The 25,728-nt window shown below is 50.8% G+C and carries 26 protein-coding genes, 1 pseudogene and 1 riboswitch; of the genes and pseudogenes, 22 read left to right on the forward strand and 5 right to left on the reverse strand.

From position 1 onward, the window contains the following. Window positions 1–153 precede the first annotated feature (153 nt). Both D479_RS12095 and dacB read left to right on the forward strand, forming a co-directional pair. Window positions 154–369, forward strand: a complete 216-nt coding sequence (locus tag D479_RS12095) for a hypothetical protein (RefSeq protein ID WP_008637421.1) — start codon at window positions 154–156, stop codon at window positions 367–369. A 284-nt stretch (window positions 370–653) separates the two neighbouring features. Beyond that, window positions 654–2,101 (forward strand): annotated as a pseudogene (dacB, locus tag D479_RS12100) (D-alanyl-D-alanine carboxypeptidase/D-alanyl-D-alanine-endopeptidase). A 177-nt stretch (window positions 2,102–2,278) separates the two neighbouring features. Here dacB and D479_RS12105 read toward each other — a convergent pair. Beyond that, window positions 2,279–3,514 (reverse strand): dicarboxylate/amino acid:cation symporter, encoded by a 1,236-nt coding sequence (locus D479_RS12105; protein WP_008637424.1) that lies wholly within the window; start codon window positions 3,512–3,514, stop codon window positions 2,279–2,281. 233 nt (window positions 3,515–3,747) lie between these two features. On the opposite strand from D479_RS12105, the gene D479_RS12110 reads away from it, so the two are divergent. From D479_RS12110 to D479_RS12150, 9 genes are all read left to right on the forward strand, one after another. Beyond that, window positions 3,748–4,941, forward strand: coding sequence for a DUF819 family protein (locus tag D479_RS12110; protein WP_008637425.1), 1,194 nt, complete (start codon window positions 3,748–3,750; stop codon window positions 4,939–4,941). 119 nt (window positions 4,942–5,060) lie between these two features. Beyond that, entirely contained in the window at window positions 5,061–5,666 is a 606-nt protein-coding gene (locus tag D479_RS12115) for a winged helix-turn-helix domain-containing protein (protein ID WP_008637426.1), read from the forward strand. 74 nt (window positions 5,667–5,740) lie between these two features. Beyond that, complete coding sequence (locus tag D479_RS12120; RefSeq protein WP_008637427.1) at window positions 5,741–6,985, forward strand: MFS transporter; 1,245 nt, start codon at window positions 5,741–5,743, stop codon at window positions 6,983–6,985. 195 nt (window positions 6,986–7,180) lie between these two features. After that, window positions 7,181–8,089: an SDR family oxidoreductase gene (locus D479_RS12125; protein ID WP_008637428.1), complete on the forward strand. Its 909-nt coding sequence runs from the start codon at window positions 7,181–7,183 to the stop codon at window positions 8,087–8,089. Further along, the gene (locus D479_RS12130) at window positions 8,043–8,780 is read left to right on the forward strand and encodes an alpha/beta fold hydrolase (protein ID WP_008637430.1); all 738 of its coding nucleotides are present in this window, start codon (window positions 8,043–8,045) and stop codon (window positions 8,778–8,780) included. The genes D479_RS12125 and D479_RS12130 overlap by 47 nt, the downstream gene beginning before the upstream one ends. 83 nt (window positions 8,781–8,863) lie before the next feature. After that, window positions 8,864–8,963: riboswitch (TPP riboswitch) on the forward strand. Between the two features lie 89 nt (window positions 8,964–9,052). Further along, entirely contained in the window at window positions 9,053–9,622 is a 570-nt protein-coding gene (gene thiT, locus D479_RS12135) for an energy-coupled thiamine transporter ThiT (protein ID WP_008637432.1), read from the forward strand. 175 nt (window positions 9,623–9,797) lie between these two features. Continuing rightward, window positions 9,798–11,240, forward strand: a complete 1,443-nt coding sequence (locus D479_RS12140) for a phospholipase D family protein (protein WP_008637433.1) — start codon at window positions 9,798–9,800, stop codon at window positions 11,238–11,240. 83 nt (window positions 11,241–11,323) lie between these two features. Continuing rightward, complete coding sequence (locus tag D479_RS12145; RefSeq protein WP_008637434.1) at window positions 11,324–11,788, forward strand: hypothetical protein; 465 nt, start codon at window positions 11,324–11,326, stop codon at window positions 11,786–11,788. 19 nt (window positions 11,789–11,807) lie between these two features. After that, window positions 11,808–12,344 (forward strand): GNAT family N-acetyltransferase, encoded by a 537-nt coding sequence (locus tag D479_RS12150; RefSeq protein WP_008637435.1) that lies wholly within the window; start codon window positions 11,808–11,810, stop codon window positions 12,342–12,344. A gap of 33 nt (window positions 12,345–12,377) precedes the next feature. Here D479_RS12150 and D479_RS12155 read toward each other — a convergent pair whose 3' ends face one another. Together D479_RS12155 and D479_RS12160 are read right to left on the reverse strand one after the other, a co-directional pair. After that, the gene (locus D479_RS12155) at window positions 12,378–13,142 is read right to left on the reverse strand and encodes a DUF4397 domain-containing protein (RefSeq protein ID WP_008637436.1); all 765 of its coding nucleotides are present in this window, start codon (window positions 13,140–13,142) and stop codon (window positions 12,378–12,380) included. A 77-nt stretch (window positions 13,143–13,219) separates the two neighbouring features. Continuing rightward, the gene (locus D479_RS12160) at window positions 13,220–14,170 is read right to left on the reverse strand and encodes a multidrug resistance efflux transporter family protein (protein ID WP_008637437.1); all 951 of its coding nucleotides are present in this window, start codon (window positions 14,168–14,170) and stop codon (window positions 13,220–13,222) included. Window positions 14,171–14,272: 102 nt separating this feature from the next. On the opposite strand from D479_RS12160, the gene D479_RS12165 reads away from it, so the two are divergent. Genes D479_RS12165 through D479_RS12175 form a run of 3 tightly spaced genes read left to right on the forward strand, consistent with a single transcriptional unit; the run spans window position 14,273 to window position 15,561 of the window. Then, complete coding sequence (locus D479_RS12165; protein ID WP_008637439.1) at window positions 14,273–14,854, forward strand: XRE family transcriptional regulator; 582 nt, start codon at window positions 14,273–14,275, stop codon at window positions 14,852–14,854. Next, the gene (locus D479_RS12170; RefSeq protein ID WP_008637441.1) at window positions 14,851–15,351 is read left to right on the forward strand and encodes an NUDIX domain-containing protein; all 501 of its coding nucleotides are present in this window, start codon (window positions 14,851–14,853) and stop codon (window positions 15,349–15,351) included. The genes D479_RS12165 and D479_RS12170 overlap by 4 nt, the downstream gene beginning before the upstream one ends. Before the next feature lie 18 nt (window positions 15,352–15,369). Further along, a complete protein-coding gene (locus tag D479_RS12175) occupies window positions 15,370–15,561 on the forward strand; it encodes a PspC domain-containing protein (RefSeq protein ID WP_026578509.1) in 192 nt (63 codons plus the stop codon). A gap of 27 nt (window positions 15,562–15,588) precedes the next feature. Here the strand turns inward: D479_RS12175 and D479_RS12180 are convergent, their stop codons facing one another. After that, a complete protein-coding gene (locus D479_RS12180) occupies window positions 15,589–15,918 on the reverse strand; it encodes a helix-turn-helix domain-containing protein (protein WP_008637451.1) in 330 nt (109 codons plus the stop codon). Window positions 15,919–16,039: 121 nt separating this feature from the next. Here D479_RS12180 and D479_RS12185 point away from each other — a divergent pair, with 121 nt between their 5' ends. From D479_RS12185 to D479_RS12195, 3 genes are all read left to right on the forward strand, one after another. After that, complete coding sequence (locus D479_RS12185) at window positions 16,040–17,098, forward strand: LLM class flavin-dependent oxidoreductase (protein WP_008637452.1); 1,059 nt, start codon at window positions 16,040–16,042, stop codon at window positions 17,096–17,098. A 25-nt stretch (window positions 17,099–17,123) separates the two neighbouring features. Then, a complete protein-coding gene (locus tag D479_RS12190; protein ID WP_008637453.1) occupies window positions 17,124–17,690 on the forward strand; it encodes an NADPH-dependent FMN reductase in 567 nt (188 codons plus the stop codon). Between the two features lie 261 nt (window positions 17,691–17,951). Next, window positions 17,952–18,317, forward strand: a complete 366-nt coding sequence (locus D479_RS12195) for a hypothetical protein (protein ID WP_008637454.1) — start codon at window positions 17,952–17,954, stop codon at window positions 18,315–18,317. Window positions 18,318–18,381: 64 nt separating this feature from the next. Here the strand turns inward: D479_RS12195 and D479_RS12200 are convergent, their stop codons facing one another. Continuing rightward, window positions 18,382–19,248 (reverse strand): YitT family protein, encoded by an 867-nt coding sequence (locus D479_RS12200; RefSeq protein WP_039871419.1) that lies wholly within the window; start codon window positions 19,246–19,248, stop codon window positions 18,382–18,384. A gap of 162 nt (window positions 19,249–19,410) precedes the next feature. On the opposite strand from D479_RS12200, the gene D479_RS12205 reads away from it, so the two are divergent. The 5 genes from D479_RS12205 (at window position 19,411) to D479_RS12225 (ending at window position 25,587) form a co-directional block, all read left to right on the forward strand. Then, the gene (locus D479_RS12205; protein WP_008637459.1) at window positions 19,411–20,010 is read left to right on the forward strand and encodes a metalloregulator ArsR/SmtB family transcription factor; all 600 of its coding nucleotides are present in this window, start codon (window positions 19,411–19,413) and stop codon (window positions 20,008–20,010) included. A gap of 79 nt (window positions 20,011–20,089) precedes the next feature. Continuing rightward, window positions 20,090–21,274 (forward strand): MFS transporter, encoded by a 1,185-nt coding sequence (locus tag D479_RS12210; protein WP_008637461.1) that lies wholly within the window; start codon window positions 20,090–20,092, stop codon window positions 21,272–21,274. A gap of 112 nt (window positions 21,275–21,386) precedes the next feature. Then, complete coding sequence (fdhD, locus tag D479_RS12215) at window positions 21,387–22,190, forward strand: formate dehydrogenase accessory sulfurtransferase FdhD (RefSeq protein WP_008637463.1); 804 nt, start codon at window positions 21,387–21,389, stop codon at window positions 22,188–22,190. Further along, window positions 22,183–25,122 carry a formate dehydrogenase subunit alpha gene (fdhF, locus tag D479_RS12220; RefSeq protein WP_008637467.1) on the forward strand — a complete coding sequence of 980 codons (2,940 nt, stop codon included), beginning with the start codon at window positions 22,183–22,185 and terminating at the stop codon, window positions 25,120–25,122. Before fdhD ends, fdhF begins: the two co-directional genes overlap by 8 nt. After that, window positions 25,123–25,587, forward strand: coding sequence for a DUF1641 domain-containing protein (locus tag D479_RS12225; protein ID WP_008637472.1), 465 nt, complete (start codon window positions 25,123–25,125; stop codon window positions 25,585–25,587). The last annotated feature ends 141 nt before the right edge of the window (window positions 25,588–25,728 follow it).

Genomic DNA, 25,728 nt, shown 5'->3' on the forward strand with positions numbered 1-25,728 from the left:
AAGCGAAGAAGAACTCTCCGGATGTACTGGCAAAACGGCGCCTGGTGACGAGGGAGACGATAAATACGACTCGACACGAAAACCCGCCTTTCCATTGTCTCTCGCGGTAAAAACATCCGTAGACGAGCTGTTTTCGTATGAGGAGGAAAAGAAATGAAGTGGAAGAAGCAGGACGAAATGGAGAAACACCAAAGCGGTAGGGCGGCAAAGAATGGGTTTGTCTATTATACCGTCGTACTCTTGATCTGGTCGATCTATAATCAGATCACGAAAGGGGGCGAGGGCGGCTGGCAGTATACCATTCTCATTGGAGGAGTCGCCGTCTACTTCCTGTCCCGCGTGTACTATAACCGAAAAGTAAATGGCTGAGGGTCCATCTCTCTAGAAAAGACCGGAACCCGTCTGACGGGTTCCGGTCTTTTCAGGAGGAGAAACAGCACGGAAAGGGTAAAGTTCCCTCTCTCGCATAGAATAAAGATGGACCATTGACCTCCGGCTAACGGTCTGTTTTAGTCAGAATTATTAGAAAATTATTACAATAGATGAAGTTCTTTGCTATGGTTATAAGTAAATAAACTGGATGGGAGGCCCATACATATATGATTTCAATGAAGAAAAAGCACGTCGTCGTTCCGCTGCTTGCATCTTTTTTAATGTTTTCCTCGTACCAAGCTCCTGCGGAATCGGAAGTGGATGCGGCAAAGGAGGAATCGGGTTTGAAGAAGAAGCTGGATACGGTGCTTGCAGATGAAGATTTGAAAGGGGCTCTTGCCGGGGTCAGTATCCGGATGGCGGAAACCGGCGAAGTGATATATGAGCATGATGCCCACACAAGGCTGAAGCCGGCTTCCAATATGAAGCTGTTCAGTGGGGCCGCGGCGATGGATCAGCTTGGTCCTGACTATACATTTTCTACAGAAGTCTATGCAGAGGGGACGATTCGGGGGCATAAGCTGCATGGCGACTTGTATTTGAAAGGCAAGGGAGACCCGACCTTGATGATGGAAGACCTTGAGAAGATGGCGGAAGAATTGAAGGAGAATGGCATACGAGAAGTGAAAGGGGATTTGATCGCGGACGATACATGGTATGACGACGTCCGGCTTTCTGAAGACATTACGTGGAACGATGAAACCCACTACTACGGTGCGCAGGTCTCTGCTTTGACCGTGGCGCCGAATGAAGATTACGACGCAGGGACGGTCATCGTCGCTGCCTATCCGGCAGAGAAGGAAGGGGACCCGGCTCGGGTGGAAGTCACGCCGAAGACGGATTATGTGAAAATCATCAACCGGACGAAAACGGTGCCGGCAGATGGGGAGAGGGATATATCGATGGAAAGGGAGCATGAAACGAACCGGATCATCGTGGAAGGAACGATTCCTCTCGACTCAAGCAGATCCCGCTCTTGGATAGCCGTATCGGAACCGACCGGACTTGCTTTGGATGTATTCCGAAGCGCCTTGGAGGAACAAGGAATCAAAGTGAAAGGAAAAAACAAGGAAGGGAAGCGGACACCGAAGAAAGCTCTCAAGCTGATCACTCATGAATCGATGCCGCTTGCGGAGCTGTTTATTCCGTTCATGAAGCTGAGCAACAACGGCCATGCGGAGGTGCTGGTGAAGGAAATGGGGAAAGTCGTCCATGACGAAGGCAGCTGGGAGAAGGGGCTTGAAGTCGTGGATAGTTATCTGAAAAGCGCCGGTGTCGACACGTCCACCCTCCGATTAAGAGACGGTTCCGGGATGTCCCATGTCAACATGATTCCCGCTCATGAAATATCGGAGCTGCTTTATCAGGTCCAGGACGAAAAATGGTTCCCTGCCTATTTGAATTCCCTGCCGTTGCAGGGAATGCCGAACGGTTCGTCGGCGGCACCATCCGTTCCCGAATGCAGGACACGGCTGCCGAGGATAACGTACAGGCAAAGACCGGATCGTTGACAGGGGTTTCCTCTTTATCGGGCTATGTGACGACAAAAGACGGAGAGAAGCTTATTTTCTCTATTGTTTTGAATAATTACCTGGTCGAGGATGTCGGAGACCTGGAAGACCGGATCGCAGTCATTCTGGCGGAACATCGATTTGTAGAGGAAGAGTAATTACTGATTATGGAAGATCGATTGCGGCATCGTGTGGAGAGGAATGGGCAGAGTCCATCAGGCTCACCGGCCAAAGAAAATTACTTCTTCAACAACCTGAAGTCAAGGCGCTCTTAAGTTTCCCGACTATATGGAAAAAGGATCAGAGAAGGCTCTGATCCTTTTTTGATTGGACAATTATGATTCTGGATTGGTACGGTCGGTTTCTTTTTTATCCACAAAAGCGGATCCTACCATATCACCGAATACGTTCGAGGCCGTTCCTGCCATCCCGATCAGGACGTCAACGCCTGCAATTAATGCGACGATTTCAAGCGGGAGGTTGAACATCGTAAGCACGGCTGCGAGGGTGACGAGTCCGGCCGCGGGAATGCCTGCTGTCCCGATCGACAGCAGTGTGCCGATGACGACGATGGTGATGAAATCCATGACGGTTAAATCAAGCCCTGTCACATTGGCGGCGAACACGATGGAAACACCCATACGCAGGGCGCCGCCATCCGAGTTGAACACGGCTCCGATCGGTAGGCTGAAGTTCACAATCCGATCGGAAATGCCGGCTTTCTTCGCCGATTCCATCGCAACGGGCAGGGAAGCGATACTGCTTGATGTAAAGAATGCCGTAACATAGGCGTCCTTCGTACTAGCGAAGAAGTCACGAACGTGCCACTTCGCAAGTTTCAAGAAAGACGTATATACTAGCAGCCAAAGCAGAAGGACACCTAAGTAAAACACACCGGTAAACGCGAACAGCGAGCGGAAGGTCTCCCAGCCTTGACTGCCGAATGTCGAAGCACCGATCGCAAAGATTCCGACAGGCGCATAGAGAAGGATCCCCTGCAGAAGCAGGAAGAACAGATCATTGGCCGCCGAGAAAAACTGGTGCAGCGTCTCTCCTGATTTCTTGAGTTCGTCCTTGTCCGAATAGCGCATCTTCACCAAAGCGAGGCCGGTGATGACGGCAAGGAAAAGGATGCCCATCAGCTCCCCGGAAGAAAACGCAGCGAACAAGTTGTCCGGGACGATGTTAAGCAGTACATCGGAAAATCCGGGCGTTTCCGGCTTTTTGACATCCGCGTTTGGCAGTTCCAGCCCGGCTCCCGGGTTGATCCACAGGGCGAGTGCTACCCCGATAAGGACAGCTGCAGCGGTCGTTATGCCGTAATAGACGAGCAGCTTCCCTCCAATTCTGCCAAGGTACCTCGGGTTCATTTGATTGATCGCAAGGACGACGGTCAGGAATATGACCGGAACAGCGATCAAATTCAACAAATTGATCAATATCGTACCGAGCGGTTTGACAGCCTCCATGGACGGGCCGAAAAGGATGCCGGCTCCGATCCCGAGCAGGAAACCGAGCGTCATTTTCAATAGAAAAGAAGAATCTTTGTATAAGTGCCAAATCTTTTTCATACTTTCACCTCTTTATAAGCAATAGACCCAGTATAGCAGTTCCGTGCCGATTGCAGTAGCGTAATATTCGATCGATGCTCTCTCATGTCATTTTGCGTATATAGAGGAAAAAAATGCATAAGTTCAATGAATTCCTTTTCCTGCGGTTGTGTGCTAAACTGGCAAAATGCAAAATTACATATCTGTAATTTTTCAAATTTCTAATGGTTTCAGATAGGAGATGTAAGAAGTTTATGGACCACGCACTTATACAGGAACCGATGGCGGTATTCGCTTATCTTATCGCTGTCGTGGGAATCGTGTTCATGTTATCAACGATGGAGTATAAGCCTTTGAAGAAATTCTTCGGCTATCTTCCTCCGCTTATTTGGATGTATTTCCTTCCGATGCTTTCGACGACGTTCGGAATCATCCCGCAGAGCTCGGATGTGTACAGCTTTTTGAGTACGTATATCCTTCCCGCCGGGTTGCTGCTGTTAATGATCAGTACGAACGTACCGGCAACGTTCAAGCTTGGCGCGAAGGCCGTGCTCGTTTTCTTTGCGGGTACGATCGGCATCGTGATCGGGGGACCGATTGCGTTCGCCTTGTTCCAGGGGATTCTCCCTGAGGATGCGTGGCGAGGTGTCGGGGCGCTTGCCGGAAGCTGGATCGGCGGCTCGGCTAACATGGGAGCCATGATCGAAGCCTTTGATACGCCGGATCATATACTAAGCCCGATGATTTTGACCGATACGATCGTCGGAATCGGCTGGATGGGGGTCATGATTTCGCTTGCCAACTTCCAGAACCGCTTCAATAAATGGAATGGTGCGGATAACTCCACCATTAAACGGGTGAATGAGGAGATCGCGACAGACGTGGAGAAGAATGCCAGACCGCTCGAGCTTCCGCAGCTCTTCGGAATTCTGTCCATCGGTATTGCCGGCTCGTTCCTCGTCCGTCAGTTTGCCGATCTTTCCTTTATTCCGAAGTCGGAGGTCATGAATACGTCGACATGGACGTTCTTGATCATTACGGCCGTCGGAATTCTTTTGTCCTTTACGAAGGTGCGGAACCTCGAATATTATGGAGCCAGTAAGATCGGTTATGCCGGCATCTACTTGTTCCTGGCGGGGATCGGAAGCCAGGCGAACCTTCTGGATATTGTGGAAGCGCCGCAATTTATCCTGATGGGAATCGTTTGGCTCGCCATCCACGTGCTTTGTATTTTCCTTGCGGCCCGCTTATTGAAGGCGCCGCTCTTCTTTGTCGCCGTCGGTTCACAGGGGAATATCGGAGGGACAAGCTCTGCACCGATCGTCGCATCGGTCTTTCAGCCGGCGCTTGCCCCTGTCGGCCTGCTGATGGGGATCCTCGGTAACGTCGTCGGAACCTATGCTGCTCTGCTCTGTGGTCAGCTCGCACGTATGATTGCCGGAGGTTGATAGAAAAGCCGCTTTCCTTTTGAATGAAGGAAAGCGGCTTTTCTTATTGACAATTCCTTCCTTGTGGTTGATACTACAGTTAAATAAATTTTACCGAGTAAAAAGGAGTGAACGGTCTAGTGGAGGACATAAAAATACTAACAACCCACGACCAGCTGAAGGCGATGGCGGATCCGTTCCGGTCGGACCTGCTTCTGCGTCTGATGGGGAAGGCGCAGACCGGTCAGCAGCTTTCTGAAATCTATCAGCTCTCAAGAGCCCGCATCCATTATCATTTGAAAGAGTTGGAGAAGAACGGGCTTTTGGAAATTGCTAGAACGGAAGAAAAGAACGGGATTGTCCAGAAGTTCTATCAAACGGTAGCCCGCGGGTTTGTACCGGATGCCGAACTGCTGCCAAACGCAGAGGTGTCGGGTCCAATCCGGCAGATGATGCTCGCCATGCTCGATCATTCCAAACAGCGGGTTTTATCAGTGCCGGAGGAGTCGCTGGAGAATGATTCCCTGTCTAAAAAACCGGAAGACTGGAAATACCGATCCGCCGCTTATGAAATTCATGCAAAGGAGGAGGACTTTCTGGCCTGGCAGCAGAAATTCTCCGACTTAATGGAAGAACTTGCATCGATTCAACGTACGGAACCGACAGAAGATGCGAAGCTGTACTATTTTCACATGCTCGGTTTGCAGATAGAGGAAAGTCGGTTCGGGAAAAAGGGAGAGACATAAAGTCGGGGTGGAGGTCTCTTTTTTTGTGCAACAGTAAAATATTTTTTACCGCCGGCATCCGAGGAGGAGATGTTATGGAAAGCGCAAAGTCATATGAGGAGAAAAGAGAGGTTTCGTTATGGAAGTCAAGATCCTTTCTCCTTTTGGCCTTTACAACGGTTGTTTCCAGTTTAAGCCTGTCGATGTTTATGTTTCTTCAGTCGTGGTACATCGTAGAGTCGTTACATATGGCAGCGGCTCTCGGCATGGTGTTGATTTCCTTGACGACGGTGCGGATGGTTTCCATGATTGTCGGTGGAGTGGTCGCGGACCGCTGCAGTCAAACGAAGGTCATGGCGGCATCGGACTTAACGATGGCTGTCTTCCTCTTTACCTTATCGATTTGTTTTCTTACCCTTCAGGAGGTTCCTGTTTGGATCATGGCGGTCCACGCAGGCCTGTTCGGAGCCTGCGGCGGAATGTTCGAGCCGGCAAGAGATGCGCTGCTTCCGAAAGTGACAGGGAAGGATCAGCTGACGCGCGCAAACTCCGTTATTCAGGGAACGATCCAGATTGCTACGTTCACCGGACCACTCCTTGCCGGTGTCCTGATCCATTCGCTTTCCTACAGCTTCGTCCTTCTGATCATCGTCCTGTTTCTTATCTTATCCGGTGTCGGAATTCTATTTGTGAAAAAGCAGGGAAAGGATGCGCAGGAAGGGGAGCGTTCCCCGTTCTATGCCCAATTGGCGGAGGGCTTCCGTTACACGTGGCAGTCCAGACTGCTGCGGTCGCTGTTCATCATTACGATCATCGTCAACTTTTTCATCTCCGGCCCTTTAATGATGGGGCTGCCGATCTTCGTGGAAGGAGTCCTGGACGGAAGTGCCCTCGATTTCAGTCTCGTCCAAGGTGGACTGACGTTCGGGATGATTCTCGGAGCTGTCCTGATCGGTTTTCTCAACATCCGGCGGAGACGGGGAGCGTATGCGCTGTACTTGATCGCTCTCGAAGGAGCCGGTATGTTTATCTTCAGCCGTGCAGATACGCTGGTTTTATCCGTGCTTATTATCGTTCTTATCGGCATGATCATTCCGGCCGTCAATATTCCGCTCCTATCCCTCGTTCAATCGTCTGCAGAAGAAAGCAAGGTGGGAAGGGTGATGAGTCTGATACGGACCGGGTCGCTTGGGTTGATTCCGCTCTCGTACGCGGTCACCTCTCTGTTTCTCGGCTGGGGAATTCCGATTCAAACGTTGATGGCATGGAGCGCCCTGCCCCTTCTCGTGAGTGTTTTCGCTTTATATGTGACTTTTCCTGTCCTGCGCTCCGCCGATTAAGCGGGGCCTTTTCTTTTTGCCTGCCGTGATATGCGGGAGAACAGGGGAAAGTACGGGAGAGAAAGGGAAGAACTTATTTTATAAGATCAATCCCGTCAGAGAAACCATTGTGTTTTTGTACAGAGGGCATTAGAGGAAAACAAGTGTTTGATATCGAACGTTATAAGGAATGAGGAAGCAGAGAGGAGAAATGACATGAATCCAACCGTATTGATTACCGGAGCATCGAGTGGGTTCGGCTATTTGACGGCGGTCAAATGTGCGGAAAAAGGGTTTTCGGTAATCGCGACAATGAGGAACATGGAAAAAGCGGAAGTATTCGAGGACGCAGCGATTTCCAATCACGTGAGGAGCCGGATCACGGTTTGGAAGCTCGACGTGACCGATGATGCTTCCATCGCTGCATTTAAAGAAAAGCTGAACGATTTGGAAGCAGTCGACGTTCTCGTCAACAATGCTGGTTTTGCAATCGGCGGCTTTCTCGAGCAGATACCGCTGGAAGCGTATAGACGTCAGTTCGAGACGAATGTGTTCGGGGTCATCGCCGTCACCCAGGCAGTTCTGCCGCTCATGCGGAAGCAGACGCGTGGCAAGATCATCAATGTGAGCAGCGTCAGCGGTTTGATCGGATTCCCGGGGTTATCGGCATACGTGTCATCGAAACATGCGCTCGAAGGGCTTACAGAAAGCCTCCGCTTCGAGGTCCAGCCATTCGGCATCGATGTTGCTCTTGTAGAGCCGGGCTCGTACCAAACGAATATATGGTCAGCCGGAATGGAACTCCCGGACGCTGTCCATGACCCTGATTCTCCCTATGCTGATTACATAAAAGGACTATGGAATGCGTTGAATGGAGACAGCCGCGAAAATCCGTCGGATGTAGCTGCATTGATGACCGAGTTGATCGAGCAGGACAGAATACGGAAGCTGCGCTTTCCAATCGGAGCGAAAGTGAAGTTCAACGTATTTCTGAAACGGGTCATGCCTTGGAGAATATTGGAGAAAGCAGTGCTGACGACGGTTTTAGGAAAAGGGAAAACGAACAGGAGGAAACGAAATGACCGCAGTGATGAGTGGGGCAGAAGAGATACGGTTCGAGGGTAATGAGGTAGGGATCCTGGTATCCCATGGATTTACAGGAACGACGCAAAGTATGAGGCCGCTGGCTGAAGCATATGGCCGCGCCGGGTATACCGTCGTCTGTCCGAGACTGAAGGGGCACGGGACCACGCCGGAGGACATGGAGTCCACGAGTCATGAAGACTGGATTCAATCGGTCATGGAAGCCTTTGACTGGCTGGAAGCGCGTTGTGAAAAAATCTTCGTCGTCGGCTTGTCGATGGGAGGGACGCTTGCTTTATATGTGGCAGGGAAGAAGAAGGTCGCCGGCGTCATCCCGATCAATGCAGCAATCGATATCCCGGTGCTTGAGAACAGCTCGAGCACAGAGGAGCGCTTTCTTGAAGCGATTGGATCGGATATTAAAGATCCGGAAAGTGACGAGCTCGGCTATGATCGGACACCGGTAAAATCGATTAAAGAGCTGTCGATGCTCATGGGGAAGACCAGGGATCTATTAAGCAGCATTCATTGTCCGATCGTCGTTTTCGTTTCAAGGGAGGATCATGTCGTGCCCCCGAACAATTCCGAGGTGATCTTTGAAACGGTTTTTTCCGAGCATAAAGAAATTATTCATTTGGATGACAGCTATCACGTCGCAACGCTCGACCATGATAAAGACTTGATCATCGAGCGCAGTCTGGAGTTTTTCCAGACGTACACAAATACGAAATAGCATTCCCCGGGAAATAAAAGGCCTTTGTAATTTCGGGTGGTTTCGACTATAATAGAAGACAAATCAAGAAAAGTAAACGGTATAAAGCCTTCAAGGGGAGCCTCCGGCTGAGAGTGGACGCTGTGTCCAGACCCTTCGAACCTGTCAGTTAGCACTGGCGCAGGGATGGCGGCTTTTTTGATGGTGCAATGCTCAACAAGGGACTCCTCCATCAGGAAGCTTCCCTTTTTGGCATTGCTTTTTTTGTCTTCAATTATTGGGGGTAGATAACGATGAGAAATCGTCGTGTATTATTTCTTGTCGAAGTAGCTATATTCTCTGCTTTGGCACTGCTTTTGGACATCATTCCATTTCTTTCATTCAAATTGTGGGCACAGGGTGGTTCTGTGTCGCTCGCGATGGTTCCTGTCTTCATCATCGCTTTCCGTTGGGGAATCAAAGGCGGAGTCGCCACCGGGCTGCTGCTCGGGGCCTATCAAATCTTAACCGGTGCTTACATCATGACACCTCTTCAGACGTTTCTTGATTACTTCGTAGCTTTCGGTGTCATCGGACTTGCAGGTGTCGCGGCAAAGCCGGTATGGAACGCGGTACGGAAACAAAACAAAAAAGCGATCGTCGGCTGGATCATTGTCGGCTGCTTTGTCGGGAGTCTCCTGCGTTTCTTCGGACATTTTCTCGCAGGGATCGTCTTTTACGGGGAGTTCGCGCCGGAAGGACAGCCGGTCTGGCTGTATTCGCTCGTCTATAACGGGGGGTATATGCTGCCTGCATTCGTATTGAGCAGTATCGTCCTCATCATTCTTTTTCTGCAGCGTCCGAAGCTGCTCACACAAGAATAATACAAGGTTCCCATCCCGCTCCTAGGAATCCTTAACCACTAAAAGCATCGTGCTCCGGCACGATGCTTTTCTATTTTTTATAGGGAGGGAGACCCTATTTTATAGCATATGGGTTTCATGCTTCCTGTAGAAGTGTATATACCATTGCACTGGTTACATAAAAGGAGGGCTGGAAATGAAGAAGCTTTTTAGAAAGAAGCGGTTTTGGTTGATTGTCATTCTTATATTTATCGTACTCGTTTTCATGATCGCTTATCATACATCGTGGAAGAAGCTTCCTGAGGGCATCTCCTATGAAGGGGACGTGCACGAACTATCGGGCGTGGAGTTTTTTCGGGATCTCACGTATGAAGATGAAGAAGGTAATACGGTTCACGACGCGGAGATATTCGATGAAATAAACGCCATGATTGGTGAGGCGGAGGATTTCATTGTTGCAGATATGTTTTTATTTAACGGCTACACAGATGGAAAAAGAGATTTTCCGCCACTGTCGGAAAACCTGGTGGATGCCATTCTCGCCCAAAAGGAAAAGCATCCTGACTTGAAGGTCGTTTTCATCACCGATCCAATCAATACGGTTTACGGGTCTTATGAGTCGGAATCGATCAAGCGGCTGAGGGATGGGGGTGTCGATGTCGTGCTGACGGACCTGAACGAGCTCCGTGATTCCAACCCGCTCTACTCCAGCGTCTGGAGGCTTACGGCTTCATGGATGGGGACAGGCGACGGCGGCTGGATCAGCAACCCGCTCGCAAAAGATGCACCCGATGTCACTCTGCGCTCGTATTTGAAGCTGATGAATATTAAAGCGAATCACAGGAAGCTCGTTGTGACGGAAGAAGCGGCAATCGTATCGACGGCGAATCCCCATGACGCGAGCGGTTACCATGAGAATGTGGCGTTCAAGATGACAGGCCCGATCATCCGGGACATTCTCGAAGCCGAGGAGGCAGTTGTCCGTTATTCCGGCGACGCTGATTTCCCGGATTACAAGAACAGGAAATGGGAAAAACAGGATGGTCCAGTGAAGACCAAGTTCGTCACGGAAGGAAAGACGTACCAGGCAATTTTGGAAGAACTTAAGGATGTTGGAAAAGGAGATACGATCTGGCTCGGCATGTATTACCTTGCGGACAGAAAGATCATTGACCTGATTGACAAAGCTGCAGACCGGGGGGCGGAAGCGAACATCATCATGGACCCGAACAAGCAGTCATTTGGACATGAGAAGACGGGGATTCCTAATTTACCCGTAGCCGCAGAGATGCAGCGGCTCGGGAATAAGAACATCCATCTCCGCTGGTATGATGTGAATATCGAACAATTCCATACGAAGATGCTTTATTTAGATAAAGAAGAGGAAGACGTCATCATTGCCGGCTCCGCCAACTATACGAGACGGAACCTGGCAGACTTGAACCTGGAAGCGAACGTCGTGATGAAAGGAAGCGGAGAAGAGCCTGTTTTTCAGGAGGTCGACGGCTACTTCACCAAGCTTTGGAATAACGAAGACGGTCATTTCACAGCGGATTATGAGGAATATACGGATAAGCTGACGTTTATCCGCTATGCCACGTATTACCTGCAGAAATGGACGTGGTTTACGACCTATTGATAGACTACCTCCGGACGATGAGCGTCCGGGGGTTTTTCTGTGTCGGGAACGTTTTATGCTACGATAGAAGGAGGGGGGATGTTATGAAAGCAGCCGGCATCGTCATCGAGATCATCGCTGTTGCATCCGTATTCCTGTTGAGTCGAGTCCTGATGTATGGCGTAGATACGGTTCCTCTAGGGATGGATATGGGAGAAGACGGTAAGACAGTCACTCGTCAAGATTGGATGTGGGAGGAAAAGGAAGTTGTTGAGGTTCAAGCGCTCTCCAGTGAGCAGGAAGTCGCTGTTCTTGTCATGGATCAACGCCTCCACAATTTTTTTGCCTGGATCATCAGTCTTCCTCTTTTTCTAGTCATCGGGGCAGGGTCCCGTATTTTCTCAAAAAGGTATGGAACGCGTGCTCTTCTTTCACCGAAGTGGCAGGGAGTGTTGGATGTCGTCGCGATCGCCTTCATCCTCGCCCTATGCATATATGTGGGTTTGGAGTACAAGGAGCTTCTTGAAGAGGCGGATGCTTTATGGAAGCAGCTGAAAAGAGCGGCATAATAGAAGAGGAGTGGTAAGGATGAAATTGGAATTCCGAAAGATCACCGCCTTCGACGAGACAATGGTCGCGGCATACAACCGTTGGGAGAACGATCGAACAATCAGTGCACTTGCAAGACCTCATAAAAATCAAGCGTCTTTCGAGAAGGAACGTCTGCAGACGGTGGATACACTGACGAAGCGCCTGGAGGACCATGAAATGTATGCCATCATGCTGGACGGGGTCCTTGTCGGTGAAATGAACTTCATGATCGATCCGGAACATCTCTTTAGGAAAGAGAAGGGCTCCGGCTGGATCGGGATCACCATCGGTGAAGCCGGCGCCCGGGGGAAAGGTATCGGCGCTAAAGCGATTTTATTTATGGAGGAGGAAATGAAGAAGATGGGCTTGAATCGGGTCGAGCTCGGAGTTTTTGAATTCAACGAGTCTGCGCACAGACTATACAGCAGACTCGGTTACAAGGAGATAGCCAGAGAAGAAGGATTCACCTACTATGGCGGGAGGATGTGGGCAGATATCCGTATGGAGAAGCCTCTTTCGCCGACAGCCCAATAAAAAAATCCCGGGACGGCCCGGGATTTGGTGGTATTATGGCTGAAGGAACATCGCTTCAAGGGCTGGGTCGCCCCCGGCGAAACCTAAGGCAACAGCTGTATATGCTTCATTCGGCTTAAACGTCGCTTGAGGGATTTCAAGGACGACCTGATTCGTACCGGCGACCCGGACTTCCAGGTCGGCCGTCGTCGGCGGCAGGGTCATGTAACGGGTCGCTTTACCGAATGGAACATTCCGGAAGAGGACGTCCCCGCCTTTGACGGCGACGTCGACAGCCGGAGCGTTCGGAGATAAATGCCACACCCTCACCCTGCTGCTTCCGGAAGAGACACTGCTGCTGTCTACTACCGGTATCAGCTGAAGGTTATTCACAGCTCCTGCTGCGGCTACGGTATAGCGGTTGCCTCCGTCGACGCTCACCTGCTGGGACAAGACCGGACTGCTTGTATCTCCGGCTGCATAGATGTCAATCTTATAAGTGCCTGCTGGAACGGTCAAATAATTGCTCTGCTGTTTATAAGAGATGCCTCCAAGAACCTTTTGTCCGTTTACATAGACGTCGACGGCCGGTGCGTCCGGTGAGGCGTGCAGCACCCGCACCATCGCATTCATCCCCGTGTTTCCTCCGGATCCACCCGGTCCTATTTCACTGCGCTCGCTCATGATGAGCCGCTGCATGCACTCCAGGTGTCTCTGGTAATAGTACACATGCAGCCTGGGGTCGATATATTTGTAGTAATTCGCCATCAGATCATACTTCATCGCCTGCCACGCAAGCTGATCCCTGCCATCATTCATGTTCTCATCCCCTCCCAGGAAAAAATCTCTAACACAAGCCTATGCGTGCTTTCCTGGAAAGAGACCAACCATTCTGTTTACTCGGCTTTGGACAACGCTTGGACGGGAGAGACCTGCTTGTTCAGGAAACTCATGAACAGCGTATGGATGACGATTCCGATCATAATCAGACAGACGCCGAGAAGGGCAAGGCCGCTCGGCAGCGGACTGGAAAGCAGCCACGCTTCCCCGACAATGACGAACAGGATCTGCGTCGACTGTGTCGCTTCCACAGCAGCCAGCTTCCCCTGGTGATGCTGGACGCGGTTCGTTGCAAAAAAGAACAGGGTTGTGGCAATGATTCCGGAGGAAACCGCAACAATCAGCGACTGTACGACCTGGCCGGGACTCGGTGCGCCTGCTTGAACGCCGGCAATGGCACTTAATACAAGCCAGAACGGCAGACTGGCAAGCGTCATCCCGAAAATGCGCTGGAACGTATCCAGCCTGTCGCCACAAACGGCCATCATTTTTCTGTTACCAAGCGGGTAAGCGAAGCAGGCGACAAGCACAGGAAGTACTCCGACGACCCATTCAAGAAATGTCGTGTCGGCGGCCTTTTCGAATTGTATCAAGAACACGCCGAAGAGGATGATGGAAGAGATCGCGAGTGCCCGCCACTGCATGACACCCTTGCCTTTCACAATCAAGGGAGCGATAAGGATGCCTGCGACGATCGTCATCTGCCACGTTCCGGCGACAAGCCAACCAGGTCCGTAAGCAGCGGCATAGGTAAGCGGTGCATAGAAAAGTACAAATCCGACAAAGCTCCATGTAAGCCATTGCAGGGGGGCCTGCTTCATTTCAGAAAACACTTGTAGGAGATTTCTTCTACCGAGTACAATAAAGAATAAGAACGGAATCATGAACAGGAATCGGAGGGAAGCACTCCACATCCAGCTGCCCCCGTCCAGTTCCATCGAACGGTTCAAAATGAATGTGACAGCGAAAAACATCGAGGAAATGATGCCAAGTAACAGCTCTTTCATAACAATAGGACTCCCTTTTGGTATATTATAGTTTTGTTTAGGTTTATTATAATATACTTAATGTGTGGTGTTTCGGCAACATAAAAATAGGAGAAGAATGCTATGGACTATAATCAACATTGGGAAAACCCGGAAACATTCGCCAAACATGTCGGAAAGAAACTGCGGAATATCCGCAAAGAGAAGGAAATGTCGTTAAACGACCTGGCGGAAAAGACGCAGGTCAGCAAACTGACCCTCGGCAAGATCGAACGCGGGGAGGCGAACCCTTCTCTCACGATCATTTGGAAAATCGCAAATGGACTCGCCATCCCGATCACGGCGCTGGTCGCTGACAGTAAAGAGGTCGTCATTTCAAGAAAGCAGGAGGGCCGTAAAGTATTGAGCGCAGATGAATCGCTGACGCTCGAACCGATGTTTACGAACTCCGGCTACGGTTCGTTGGAGACGCATCGTGCTTTTCTGAAACCGGACAGCTTTTACACTGCGGAAGCCCATCAACCCGGTGTGATCGAGTTCGTGACGGTCATGGAAGGGGCGGCGGAAGTCGTGGTAGGAGAGGAAGTCTATCCGATTAACGTCCACGACTCGATCAAGTTTCACGCTGACCAGCCGCACGGATATAGGAACAGGGGAAAAGAAGAAGCGGTGCTTCATTTTGTCATGATTTATACGAAAGCATGAAGGGAGAGGCTCCAGTCGAACTTTGGGATATCCATGATCAAAAGCGCCGGAAGACAGGGCAAACGGTGGAACGCGGCCGGCCGATGGCTGCCGGGGAGTATCACATAGTTGTGCATGTCTGGATTAAAAACAGCAGGGGAGAAGTGTTCGTGACGAAGCGTGCCCCGGAGAAGCATTTCGGCGGGTACTGGGAAGGAACGGGTGGATCGGTGACTGCAGGGGAAGACAGTTATACAGGAGCGCTTCGGGAAGTAAAGGAAGAAATCGGTATCGATCTGCAGGATGCATCCGGTTCGTTGGAGAAATCTGTATGCAGAGCGGAGTTTCAAGATTTCATGGATGTCTGGGTTTTTCAGCACGATTTTAAGGAAGAAGCGGTTGTCTTGCAGCAAGGCGAAGTTAGGGAGGGCAGGTGGGTGACACGGCAGGAGCTGGAAGCGATGGTCGGGGAGAACAGGCTTGTGCCCACGCTTTCTTACGTACAGGAATTATTTTAGGTGGAAGGAGGAGAAGGTATGAAGAAGCTCTATCGTTCGACGAAAGATTCCCAAGTATCAGGAGTGCTCGGAGGGGTCAGTGAGATGTACGGCATTGATGTCAGTCTCTTGCGTATCCTGCTCGTTGTCTCCGGTTTTTTCACCGGGGGGATGACGTGGCTGATCTACATCATCGCAGCGATCGTCATGCCGACAGACAAACAAATATGACCGCCGGAGATAGACTCCAGGCGGTCTTTATTTATGTTTGGCTTCTTTGCGTTGGAGATGATTGGTTCCCCATGCATGCATGGCATCAAGAATAGGGTGAAGCGTACGGCCGTACTCCGTTATCGAATACTCGACTTTCGGTGGCACGACAGGGTAGACGACCCGTTCGATGATGTCCTCCTCTTCCAGATCCCGGAGCTGATTGGTCAACATCTTCTGTGTAATACCTGGAATGAGGCGTTTCAATTCACTGAAACGGAGGGTATCTTCTTCAAGTAAGTGCAGCAGGATAATCGGCTTCCATTTCCCGACAAGGATTTGGAGCGCGTCATCCACGCGGCATAATTGTGGATTCAAAAGGGTTCCTCCTTCCACAGTTTCTTTAAGTATACTATACCACTTTGAAGTGCGTTCTTCACACGTTCCACATCGAGGCGCATAATGAAAGGGAACGATCATTCAACCAGGAGGTATGACGATGCAGTCCTATCGAATTAATCCGGAGCAGGGATTGGAGTTCGGGCTATACACGCTCGGCGATCACCTTCCGGACCCGAATACAGGCGAACGTATTTCAGCAAAACAAAGGATACAGGAAATTATAGAGGTGGCTGAACTGGCAGATGAAGCCGGCATCGACTTTTTTAGTGTCGGAGAAAGCCATCAGGATTATTTTGCGACCCAGGCCCATGCCGTGGTTCTTTCTGCTGTTGCTCAGGCGACGAAGAACATTAAAATTGGAAGCTCCTCGACCATCATCAGCACCTCGGACCCGGTCCGGGTGTATGAAGATTTTGCGACCATCGATCTTATATCGGACGGCCGGGCGGAAATCATTGCCGGCCGTGCATCGAGAGTCGGACTGTTTGAACTGCTCGGTTATGATGTACGGGATTATGAGGCATTATACGAAGAGAAGTTCGACCTTCTTCTTCAATTGAACAGGGAAGAAGTAGTCAACTGGAGCGGGGAATTCCGCAAGCCGCTCAGAAACGCAGAAGTGCTGCCGCGGCCGAAGAACGGCTCTCTTCCGATTTGGCGGGCGGTCGGAGGAACGCCTGCAAGCGCCCGGAAAGCGGGAGAAGCGGGCGTTCCGATGATGCTTGCCGCCCTTGGAGGTTCGGCAGGTGTGTTTCAAAGCAGGGTGGAGGCGTACCGTCGATCCGCGGAGGAGCATGGATTTGATCCTGCCCAACTGCCTGTGGGAACGACCGGATTCTTCTTTGCCGCAGATACGACACAGGAGGCACTGCGTACGATGTATCCGTATATAAACGAAGGGATGAAGAAGACGAACGGACAGGGTTTTCCGAAGCAGGTCTTTGCTCAGGCGAGAGACAAGCGGAACGTCATCAATGTCGGCAGTCCGCAGGAGATCATCGAGAAGATTCTCTATCAGAAGGAAGTGTTCGGACATCAGCGTTACCTGGCTCAAATCGACTTCGGCGGCATGCCCTTGAAGCACTTGAAGCGGAACATCGAGCTGATTGGAACAGAAATCCTGCCCGCTGTCCGTAAATATACCAAAGGAAAATAAAGAAGAAACAAGGAGGAATACAGGGATGAAAACGGTAGCGATCTCCGGTTCCGTCGTCGGTTCGAAAACAAGAACCGCGCTGGGACAGGTAGAGCAAGAGTGGAAACAAAAATATCCGGATACCAGCTTTGAGCTGCTTGATCTGGCTGAGTATGACATTCCATACAGCGATGGACGCAACTACTTGGAATACGAAGGGGATGCCGGATACGTGACAAAAACGATCATGGAAGCCGATGCTGTGATCATCGGCACGCCGATATTCCAAGCATCCATTCCCGGTGCGCTGAAGAACGTCTTCGACATGCTTCCGGTCAATGCTTTCCTTGATAAAGTCGTAAGCATTGTCGTCACGGCAGGCTCATCCAAGCACTATTTGATTGCAGAGCAGCAGCTGAAACCGATCCTGTCCTATATGAAAGCACAGATCGTCCAGACGTTCGTTTTTCTCGTCGAAGAGGACTTCCGAGGGAAAGCGATCGTGAATGATGACGTTCTATTTCGGATCGAGCGTCTCGTCGAAGATACGAAGCTGCTTGCCGATACGTACAAGCAGATGCTGGAGAAGAGGGAAGAGGACTATGACTTCTAAAAGGCCGGAGCTTTAATGAAGAGGGGATGGGGGCAAGAGCGAGCGGACTCCGGGAAATGGCACGACTCACGGAAAGTGCTCTATTCTCCGGATCCCGATCTCTTCCGTGCACTCCTTCTTGTTCCCGCCGTGCTGGATAGTAAGTAGTTATTTTTCGATTTTTGTTGACGGGTTTCGACATCCTTCGTATAATAAAATTACAGAATAATCAGAAAACTTTTTACATCCTATGCTCTTATTATGGAAGAAGGAGTGGTCGAAATGGCTCCAGGGCCGAAGGAAATGAGTCCGCGGCGGTCATCCACAGGGTTGCAGGAGAATGTCGGCAGTCTGTTAGCTTATCTGCTTGGTTTTATCACAGGCACTGTCCTATTGCTCATCGAGAAAGAGAACGAGACGATCCGCTTCCACGCTGTCCAGTCGATTTTCGTCTTCGGAGGGATTTTCCTTCTGACCATCGTGCTGAATTTCGTTCCCGTCCTCGGCCTGCTTGTAAGCATCCTGATCGCGCCGGTTTCCTTCATCCTTTGGCTGTTTCTTATGTACAAGGCTTATCAGGGAGGGCGCTACCATCTGCCCGTCCTCGGCAGGATGGCGGAAGACCAGCTCCGAAAAGTGCATAAATAAACAAAAAAAGAACTTCCATTTGGAAGTTCTTTTTGTTTTACTGCCTATGTTGCGCCGATTGGTTTTAGTGGGGAGAGCCGGTGTCGAAGTTGGACCCGCGTACGTCTGTCGTGTTTTCAATGGCGACGAGGGCGTTCGGATCGATTTCATCGACCACCGAGCGCACCGTAGAAAGTTCGATCCGCGAAACAATGGTATAGATGATTTTCTTCGGTTCTTTTGAGAAAACCCCTTCTCCTTGAATGTATGTCATCCCGCGGCCGAGCTGGTCGAGAAGGGAGTCGGCGATCTCTTCTGGTTTCTCGGAAATGATGGTGACCGATTTCCATTCTTCCAGCCCTTCCACGACAATGTCGATCATCTTATAAGCAATATAATACGTAATGATCGAGTACATGGCCGTTTCCCAGCTGAATACGAGCAGCGCGGCCAGTATGAAAATGAATACGTTGACGACCATGATGAACTGGCCGACGGAAACCGGCCGTTTCTTACTGACGAGGATGGCGATGATTTCTGTACCATCGAGTGCTCCTCCTGTTCGGATGACGAGCCCGACCCCTGTGCCGAGAATGACGGCCCCGATCACCGTTGCCAGGAACAGATCATCTGTCACCGGTTCAAAATGGTGAAGGTAAGCAGTGCTTAACGAGAGTACGACGACTCCGTAGAGGGTATGCATCGTGAACTTCATCCCGATTTTCCTGTAGCCTATGTATAGGAATGGCAGGTTCAAGAGAATGAGGAAGATACTCATCGTCCAGCCGGTAAGTTCCGAAGCGATGATGGAAAGGCCGATGACCCCTCCGTCGAGAATGTCGTTCGGGACGAGGAAGAATTCAAGACCCGCGGCTGCGATCATCGCACCGATCGTGATCATAACGAGGAATCTTACTTCTCGAAGTATTCTTTTTTTCTTTATAGTAGCCAACAACGATCAACCTTTCTTTCCAGTACCATGACTTTTGTTTATCCTAAACTCGGATACTTCTTTTCTATTATACCATTTTTATGAAAGAAAACATTGACCTAACGACCTAATTTAATTATCATCTAATTAGATACACATTAAATTAGTTGAGGGGGAAAAGGGATGCAGCTGGATAAAATGGTTCATTTCCACAAGGCGGTCGGTGACCCGACGAGGCTCAGGATCATCGCTATGCTAAGGCAGGGGCCGCTGCACGGGCAGGCGATCGCAGGAAAGCTCGGTTTAAAGCCGCCGACGATCACCCATCATTTGAAGAAGCTGAAGGATACGGGGATGGTGTATGCCAGGCGCGATAAAAATACGGTGTACTTCCATTTGGATGAGGAACGGCTGAAGATGATGTCGACAGCGATTCTTCGGATTGGGGACGACAGCGGATGGAAGGCGCAGGAACTTCATGTCGATGACTCCGACCAAAGAAAGATTATCCGCAGTTTCATCACGATAGATGGAAAGCTGAAGCACCTGCCTAGTCAGTTGAAGAAGAAAAATGTCGTTCTCAGCTATTTCGTAAAGGGATTAAAACAAGGCGAAGTGTATGAGGAGAAGGATATCAATGCGTATATCCGCACCTTCTTCGATGATCCCGCAACGCTGAGAAGGGAGTGGGTCATGCAGCAGTTCGTGTACAGGGAAAACGGGAAGTATGAACGCAATCCGGAAGCTATGTGGCCGGTGGTCGTTCCCGATCATATTGGGTGAGACCGGATGCAGCCGCTCCTGGAAGGGCGGTTTTCTTTTGAATATCTAATTAGATATTCGTCTAATAAGGGGGAGGGAAATGAAAAATCATCCATATCGATATTTATTTTACGCTGGAATTGTAAACGGCGTCGGGGATCGTTTCAGCCAGGTGGCTGTACTGACGCTTCTCTTGCAGCTGACGGGATCGGGAATGGCGGTGGGGGCAGCCTTGGGGATCCGCGTCCTCCCTTATCTGCTTCTTTCGCCGTTTGCGGGACGGCTGGCGGATCGATGGAGCAAGAAGCGTCTGTTGATTCTTACCGATTTGTGCCGTCTCCCGTTTGCTCTATCCTTTCTGTTTGTCCGATCAGAAGCGGACGTATGGATCCTGTTTGTCGGAATGGTCGTCCTTGCAAGCGGAGAGGCGTTTTATCAGCCGGTGCGAAAAAGTATGATTGCACAAATCGTGGAGAAGAAGGATATCCTTGAGGTCAACGGTCGGGAGCAGGCGCTTCTTGGTATCGTTTTGATCGGCGGTTCGATCACCGGTGGGATCGTCAGCTACTTATTCGGCGGCTCGCTCGCCTTCCTTCTTAATGCGGCATCGTTTCTTGGCGCTGCATTATTCCTGCTGCCGCTGAAGGATAAGCGCAAGGTCTCTGTCACAAAAGCTTCTCCTCCGAAGTTCCGGTGGAAAGGCGGAATCGGTTTCGCGGTGGCGTTCCTTTTGATAGGAGCAGCGATGGACGGTGTGTTCAATCTTATGATTACCGTTTATGGCGAGCGGCTATTCAGCCTTGGAGAACTGGGGGTCGGTCTGCTGTACGGCTCACTCGGAGCCGGGATGATGATCAGCTTTTATGTGACCAGGAGGTTGAAGGGAGAGCATTTATTGACCTATGCGTTTTTGCTGCTTTTTATGGAAGGAGCCGGACAGTCGGCCGCCAGTCAAATGACATCGTTCCCGCTGCTCGCAGCTGCATTTTTCTTTGTTTCCTTTATTGGTGGAGCAGCCGGTGCGGTGGTGGACAGTTACATTATGAAATCGACACCTGCCGGAGAAGAAGGCCGGGTGTTCGGCCGCATTGAATCCTGGACGAATGTCCAAATCGGCCTCGTCATGTTCATTTCGGGTGTGCTCATCGATCATTTCCATGAGAGGCTGGTCGGCTTCAGCGGCGGTTTGATCGGTATGATTGGAGCAGTCGTGCTTTATTTGCTTTTCCAGTATAAAAAAAGAGTGCCGGCGAAGCAGGAAATGGGAAGGGAATCAGCGAAATAACGGGATAGAAGAATGCAGTCAGCACGCCTGTCACCAGAACGGTGGCGGGCGTTTGTTTTGTCGAAATAATGGGAATATATAGAGGTAGACTTTGGTAATTGGAGGAATCCGAATGGAGACGACACCGTGGACGATCGACCGTTATGAAGGAGAAGAAGCAGACAGAAAGTCAGATATCGTGGCGGTGGAATATCCATTGACCATCTTTATTAACGGCAACGAATTCGCGACGATGGTGTGTACACCGCTCGATTTGGAAGTCCTTGTCACCGGTTTTCTCGCATCGGAAGGGCTCATCCGGAAAGCAGACGAGATCAAAAAGCTTACGATCGACATGGACCGCGGTATCGCCTACGTAGAAACACATCGACCGATCGCCGTCAGCGGGGAAGGCCAGAAAAGGTGGATCGGTTCCTGCTGCGGCAAGAGCCGGGCGTTCTATTTCAAGAATGATGCTGCTACGGCGAGGACGGCGGTCGATGATACCGCTTATACGCCGGACACCTGTTTTCGCATGATGGATGCTTTCCATAGGGAAGCAGAGACGTTCCGCGAGACCGGCGGCGTGCATCAGGCAGCCATTGCGAAAGACGGGAAGATCGTGAAGGCGTACACGGACATCGGACGGCATAACGCCCTCGACAAACTTTACGGGTACCTCCTGATGGAGCGAATGGAACACAGGGGACTCGCCGTCCTGTTCAGCGGGCGGATATCTTCGGAAGTGTTATTGAAGGTGTCGAAGATGAGGATTGGTTTCCTTTTGTCCAAATCGGCACCGACGGACCTCGCTCTCCAGCTGGCCGAGGACCTCCATATAACGGCCGTCGGCTTCGTCCGTGGAAGGCGGATGAACGTTTATACACACCCGAGTCGAATCAAAGAATCATCGAAAGGAGGCGTTTCGGTTGAATGAGCACACAGTGGTGACCATCAACGGAACAGAATATTTAGCAGACCCGGAACAAAATTTACTGGATTTGATCAATACGACAGGGGAACAGGTGCCGCAGATCTGCTACAACGAATCCCTCGGACCTATCCAGACGTGTGATACGTGTATCGTCCAGGTGAACGGCGAGCTTACGCGTGCCTGCGGTACAGAAGTCAAGGCAGGTATGAAAGTCCAGACGAAACTACCTCACGTACATAAAGCCCAGAAGGAATCGCTGGACCGGATTCTTGAGAAGCATGAGCTTTACTGCACGGTGTGTGACTATAATAACGGCTCTTGTGAGATTCACAACACGATGGCGGATTTCGGACTGGAGCACCAGTCGCGGCCGTTTCAGCCGACGAGCTATGAGAAGGATGAATCTGGTTCCTTTTACCGGTATGATCCGGATCAGTGTATCTTGTGCGGACGATGTGTAGAAGTCTGCCAGGATGTCCAGGTCAATGAAACCCTTACCATCGACTGGGACAGGAAAGAACCACGCGTCATCTGGGATAATGATGTTCCGATCGATCAGTCTTCCTGCGTCAACTGTGGACAGTGTTCGACTGTTTGTCCGTGTAACGCAATGATGGAGAAGGGCATGGAGGGCGAAGCCGGTTTTCTTACGGATACCGAGCCCGGCATTCTGAAGTCGATGATCCAGCTTACGAAGAAAGTGGAGACGGGGTACGGTCCGCTCTTTGCCGTATCCGATTCGGAAGCAGCGATGCGTGAGGACCGGATCGACAAGACGAAGACCGTCTGTACGTACTGCGGGGTAGGCTGCTCGTTTGACGTATGGACGAAGGGCCGCCAGATTCTTAAAGTGGAACCGAACGCCCAGTCTCCGGCAAACGGAATTTCCTCCTGTGTCAAAGGGAAGTTCGGCTGGGACTATGTCAACAGTGATGAGCGTCTGACCAAGCCGCTGGTCCGTCGCGGCGATCAATTCGAGGAAGTGGAATGGGAAGAAGCGATCGACTTCATCGGGGACCGGATGGAGAAGATCAAAGCGGAAAAAGGGGCCGATCACCTCGCATTCATTTCCTCGTCCAAAGCGACCAATGAAGAATCGTACTTGATGCAGAAACTGGCACGCCAGGTCATCGGGACGAATAACGTCGATAACTGTTCCCGCTACTGTCAGGCACCGGCGACGAAAGGCTTGTTCCGGACGGTCGGCTACGGCGGCGATTCAGGATCCATCGATGATATAGCGAAAAGTAAGCTCGTCATTACTATCGGTTCGAACACGGCAGAATCCCACCCGGTGCTCGCTTCCCGTATCAAGCGTTCCCAGAAGCTTTTCGACCAGAAGCTTTTCGTCTTCGATCTCCGTAAGCATGAAATGGCGAAACGGGCGGACCGCTTTTACCGTCCGAAAGCGGGAACGGATCTTGTCTGGCTTTCCGCCGTGACGAAGTATATTCTCGATCAGGGCTGGCAGGACGAAAAGTTTCTGGATCAGTGGGTGAACGGGTTTGAGGAGTATCGGGAGAGCCTGGAGCCGTTTACGCTTGCATATGCCAGTGACTTGACCGGTATTCCAGTATCCGAGCTCAAAGATGTCGCTAAGGAGATCGCTGAATCAGAATCTGTCGTCATATGCTGGGCAATGGGTGTGACGCAGCATATGCTCGGAAGTGACACGAGTACGGCAATCAGTAACCTGCTTCTTATTACAGGGAACTATGGACGTCCCGGCGTTGGCGCTTATCCGCTGCGCGGGCATAACAATGTCCAAGGATGCAGTGATTTCGGCAGTATGCCTGACTTCTTCCCGGGGTACGAGAAGACAACAGACGACGAAGCAAGGGCCAGATATGAGAAAGCATGGGGCGTCTCTATTCCGAAGGACCCGGGGATGGACAACCATGAAATGATCGAGTCGATCCATGCAGGGGACTTATCTGCCATGTATGTCATGGGAGAAGATACCGGCGTCGTCGATGCGAACATCAATTATGTCACAAGTGCCTTTGAGAAGCTTGACCTCTTCATCGTACAGGACCTATTCCTGACGAAAACGGCAGAATATGCCGATGTTGTTCTTCCTGCTTCCCCGAGTCTGGAGAAGGAAGGGACGTTTACGAATACCGAACGGAGAATCCAGAGGCTCTACAACAGCTTTGATCCGCTGGAAGGAACGAAGCCGGACTGGCAGATCATCCAGCTGATTGCCAAGCGGCTCGGCTATGACTGGAATTATAGTCACCCGGGAGAAATCATGGCAGAAGCGGCAGGACTTGCCCCGTTGTTTGCGGGCGTAAGCTATGATCGCCTCGAAGGGTATCAGTCGCTGCAGTGGCCGGTAGCCGAAGACGGAAGTGATCAGCCTGTCTTGTTCCTCGACGGTTTTCCATTCGACGATAAGAAGGCGAAGCTGTATCCTCTCTCGTATGAATTGATGTACGACACGGATGAGCAGTACGACCTTCACGTCAACAACGGCCGCCTGTTGGAACATTTCCACGAAGGGAATATGACCTATAAGTCAGAGGGTATCCGGCGCAAGACACCGAACGCCTTCATCGAAATCTCTCCGGAACTTGCAAAAGAGCGTGGTATTGAAGAAGGAGCGGAAGTGAAGCTGATATCGGAGGCGGGGGAAGCGACCGGGGTCGTCACCGTTACCGACCGCGTCCGCGGCAAGGAAATCTTCCTGCCTTTGAATGATAACGGGAAATCAGCGGTCAATTATTTGACGGACAACCGTGTCGACAAGGACAGCAATACCCCGGCATATAAGGAGATAGCGGTCAAAATGAAAGTGCTGAAGAAGAAAGGGAAATCACCGATTCCTTCCAACAATCACCGAAGAGGCGATCCAGTACCACAGATCAGTGTACAGGTGAAGAAAAAATGGCAGCGGGAAGATTATGTATTCCCGGGCAGTCAGGGGGAACGATGAATGGCGAAGGCGATCACGAATATTAAGCGGATGGAAATATCCCGGGATACGCAGATCGAAAAAGATGTTCAGGAAGTCAGGGAAGCGGTCGCTGACAATAAGGATGCCATCCTGAAAGGCATCCGCCTGCTCCGGACGCTTGATGAGGAAGGGACACTGGATACAGCGACGGCCTTCTTGAAGGCGAAAGACGAGGCGCTTGCCAATGTGGTGAAGGAAATTGATAAAGACCAGTATGAACCTTTACTGAACAACATCCCAGAGCTCATCTTTCTGCTTGGAGATTTGAACGTATCCGGCCTGCGCGACCTTTCTTCCCGGTTAAATAACGGGATTGAACAGATGGAGGGGGAAGGATACAAAGAAAAAACGTCGATCCTCGACCTTGCCAAAGTGCTGAAAGATCCGGAAATCAACCGCAGCATCACGATGCTCCTAGCCTTTCTGAAAGGGATGGGGAAATAGATAAAAAGAACAAAAGAAGAGGAATAAGAAAAGAAACGGGTCTGCATAGACCCGTTTCTTTCAGCTTGTTGAAGAAGTGCTTTTCATAAGGAGAGGGCGGGATCCGGGGAATCGAGCGCTTTCTACGGGCAGACCGGTGAG

The sequence above is a fragment of the Halobacillus sp. BAB-2008 genome (assembly GCF_000328325.1).
GTDB lineage: Bacteria > Bacillota > Bacilli > Bacillales > Halobacillaceae > Halobacillus.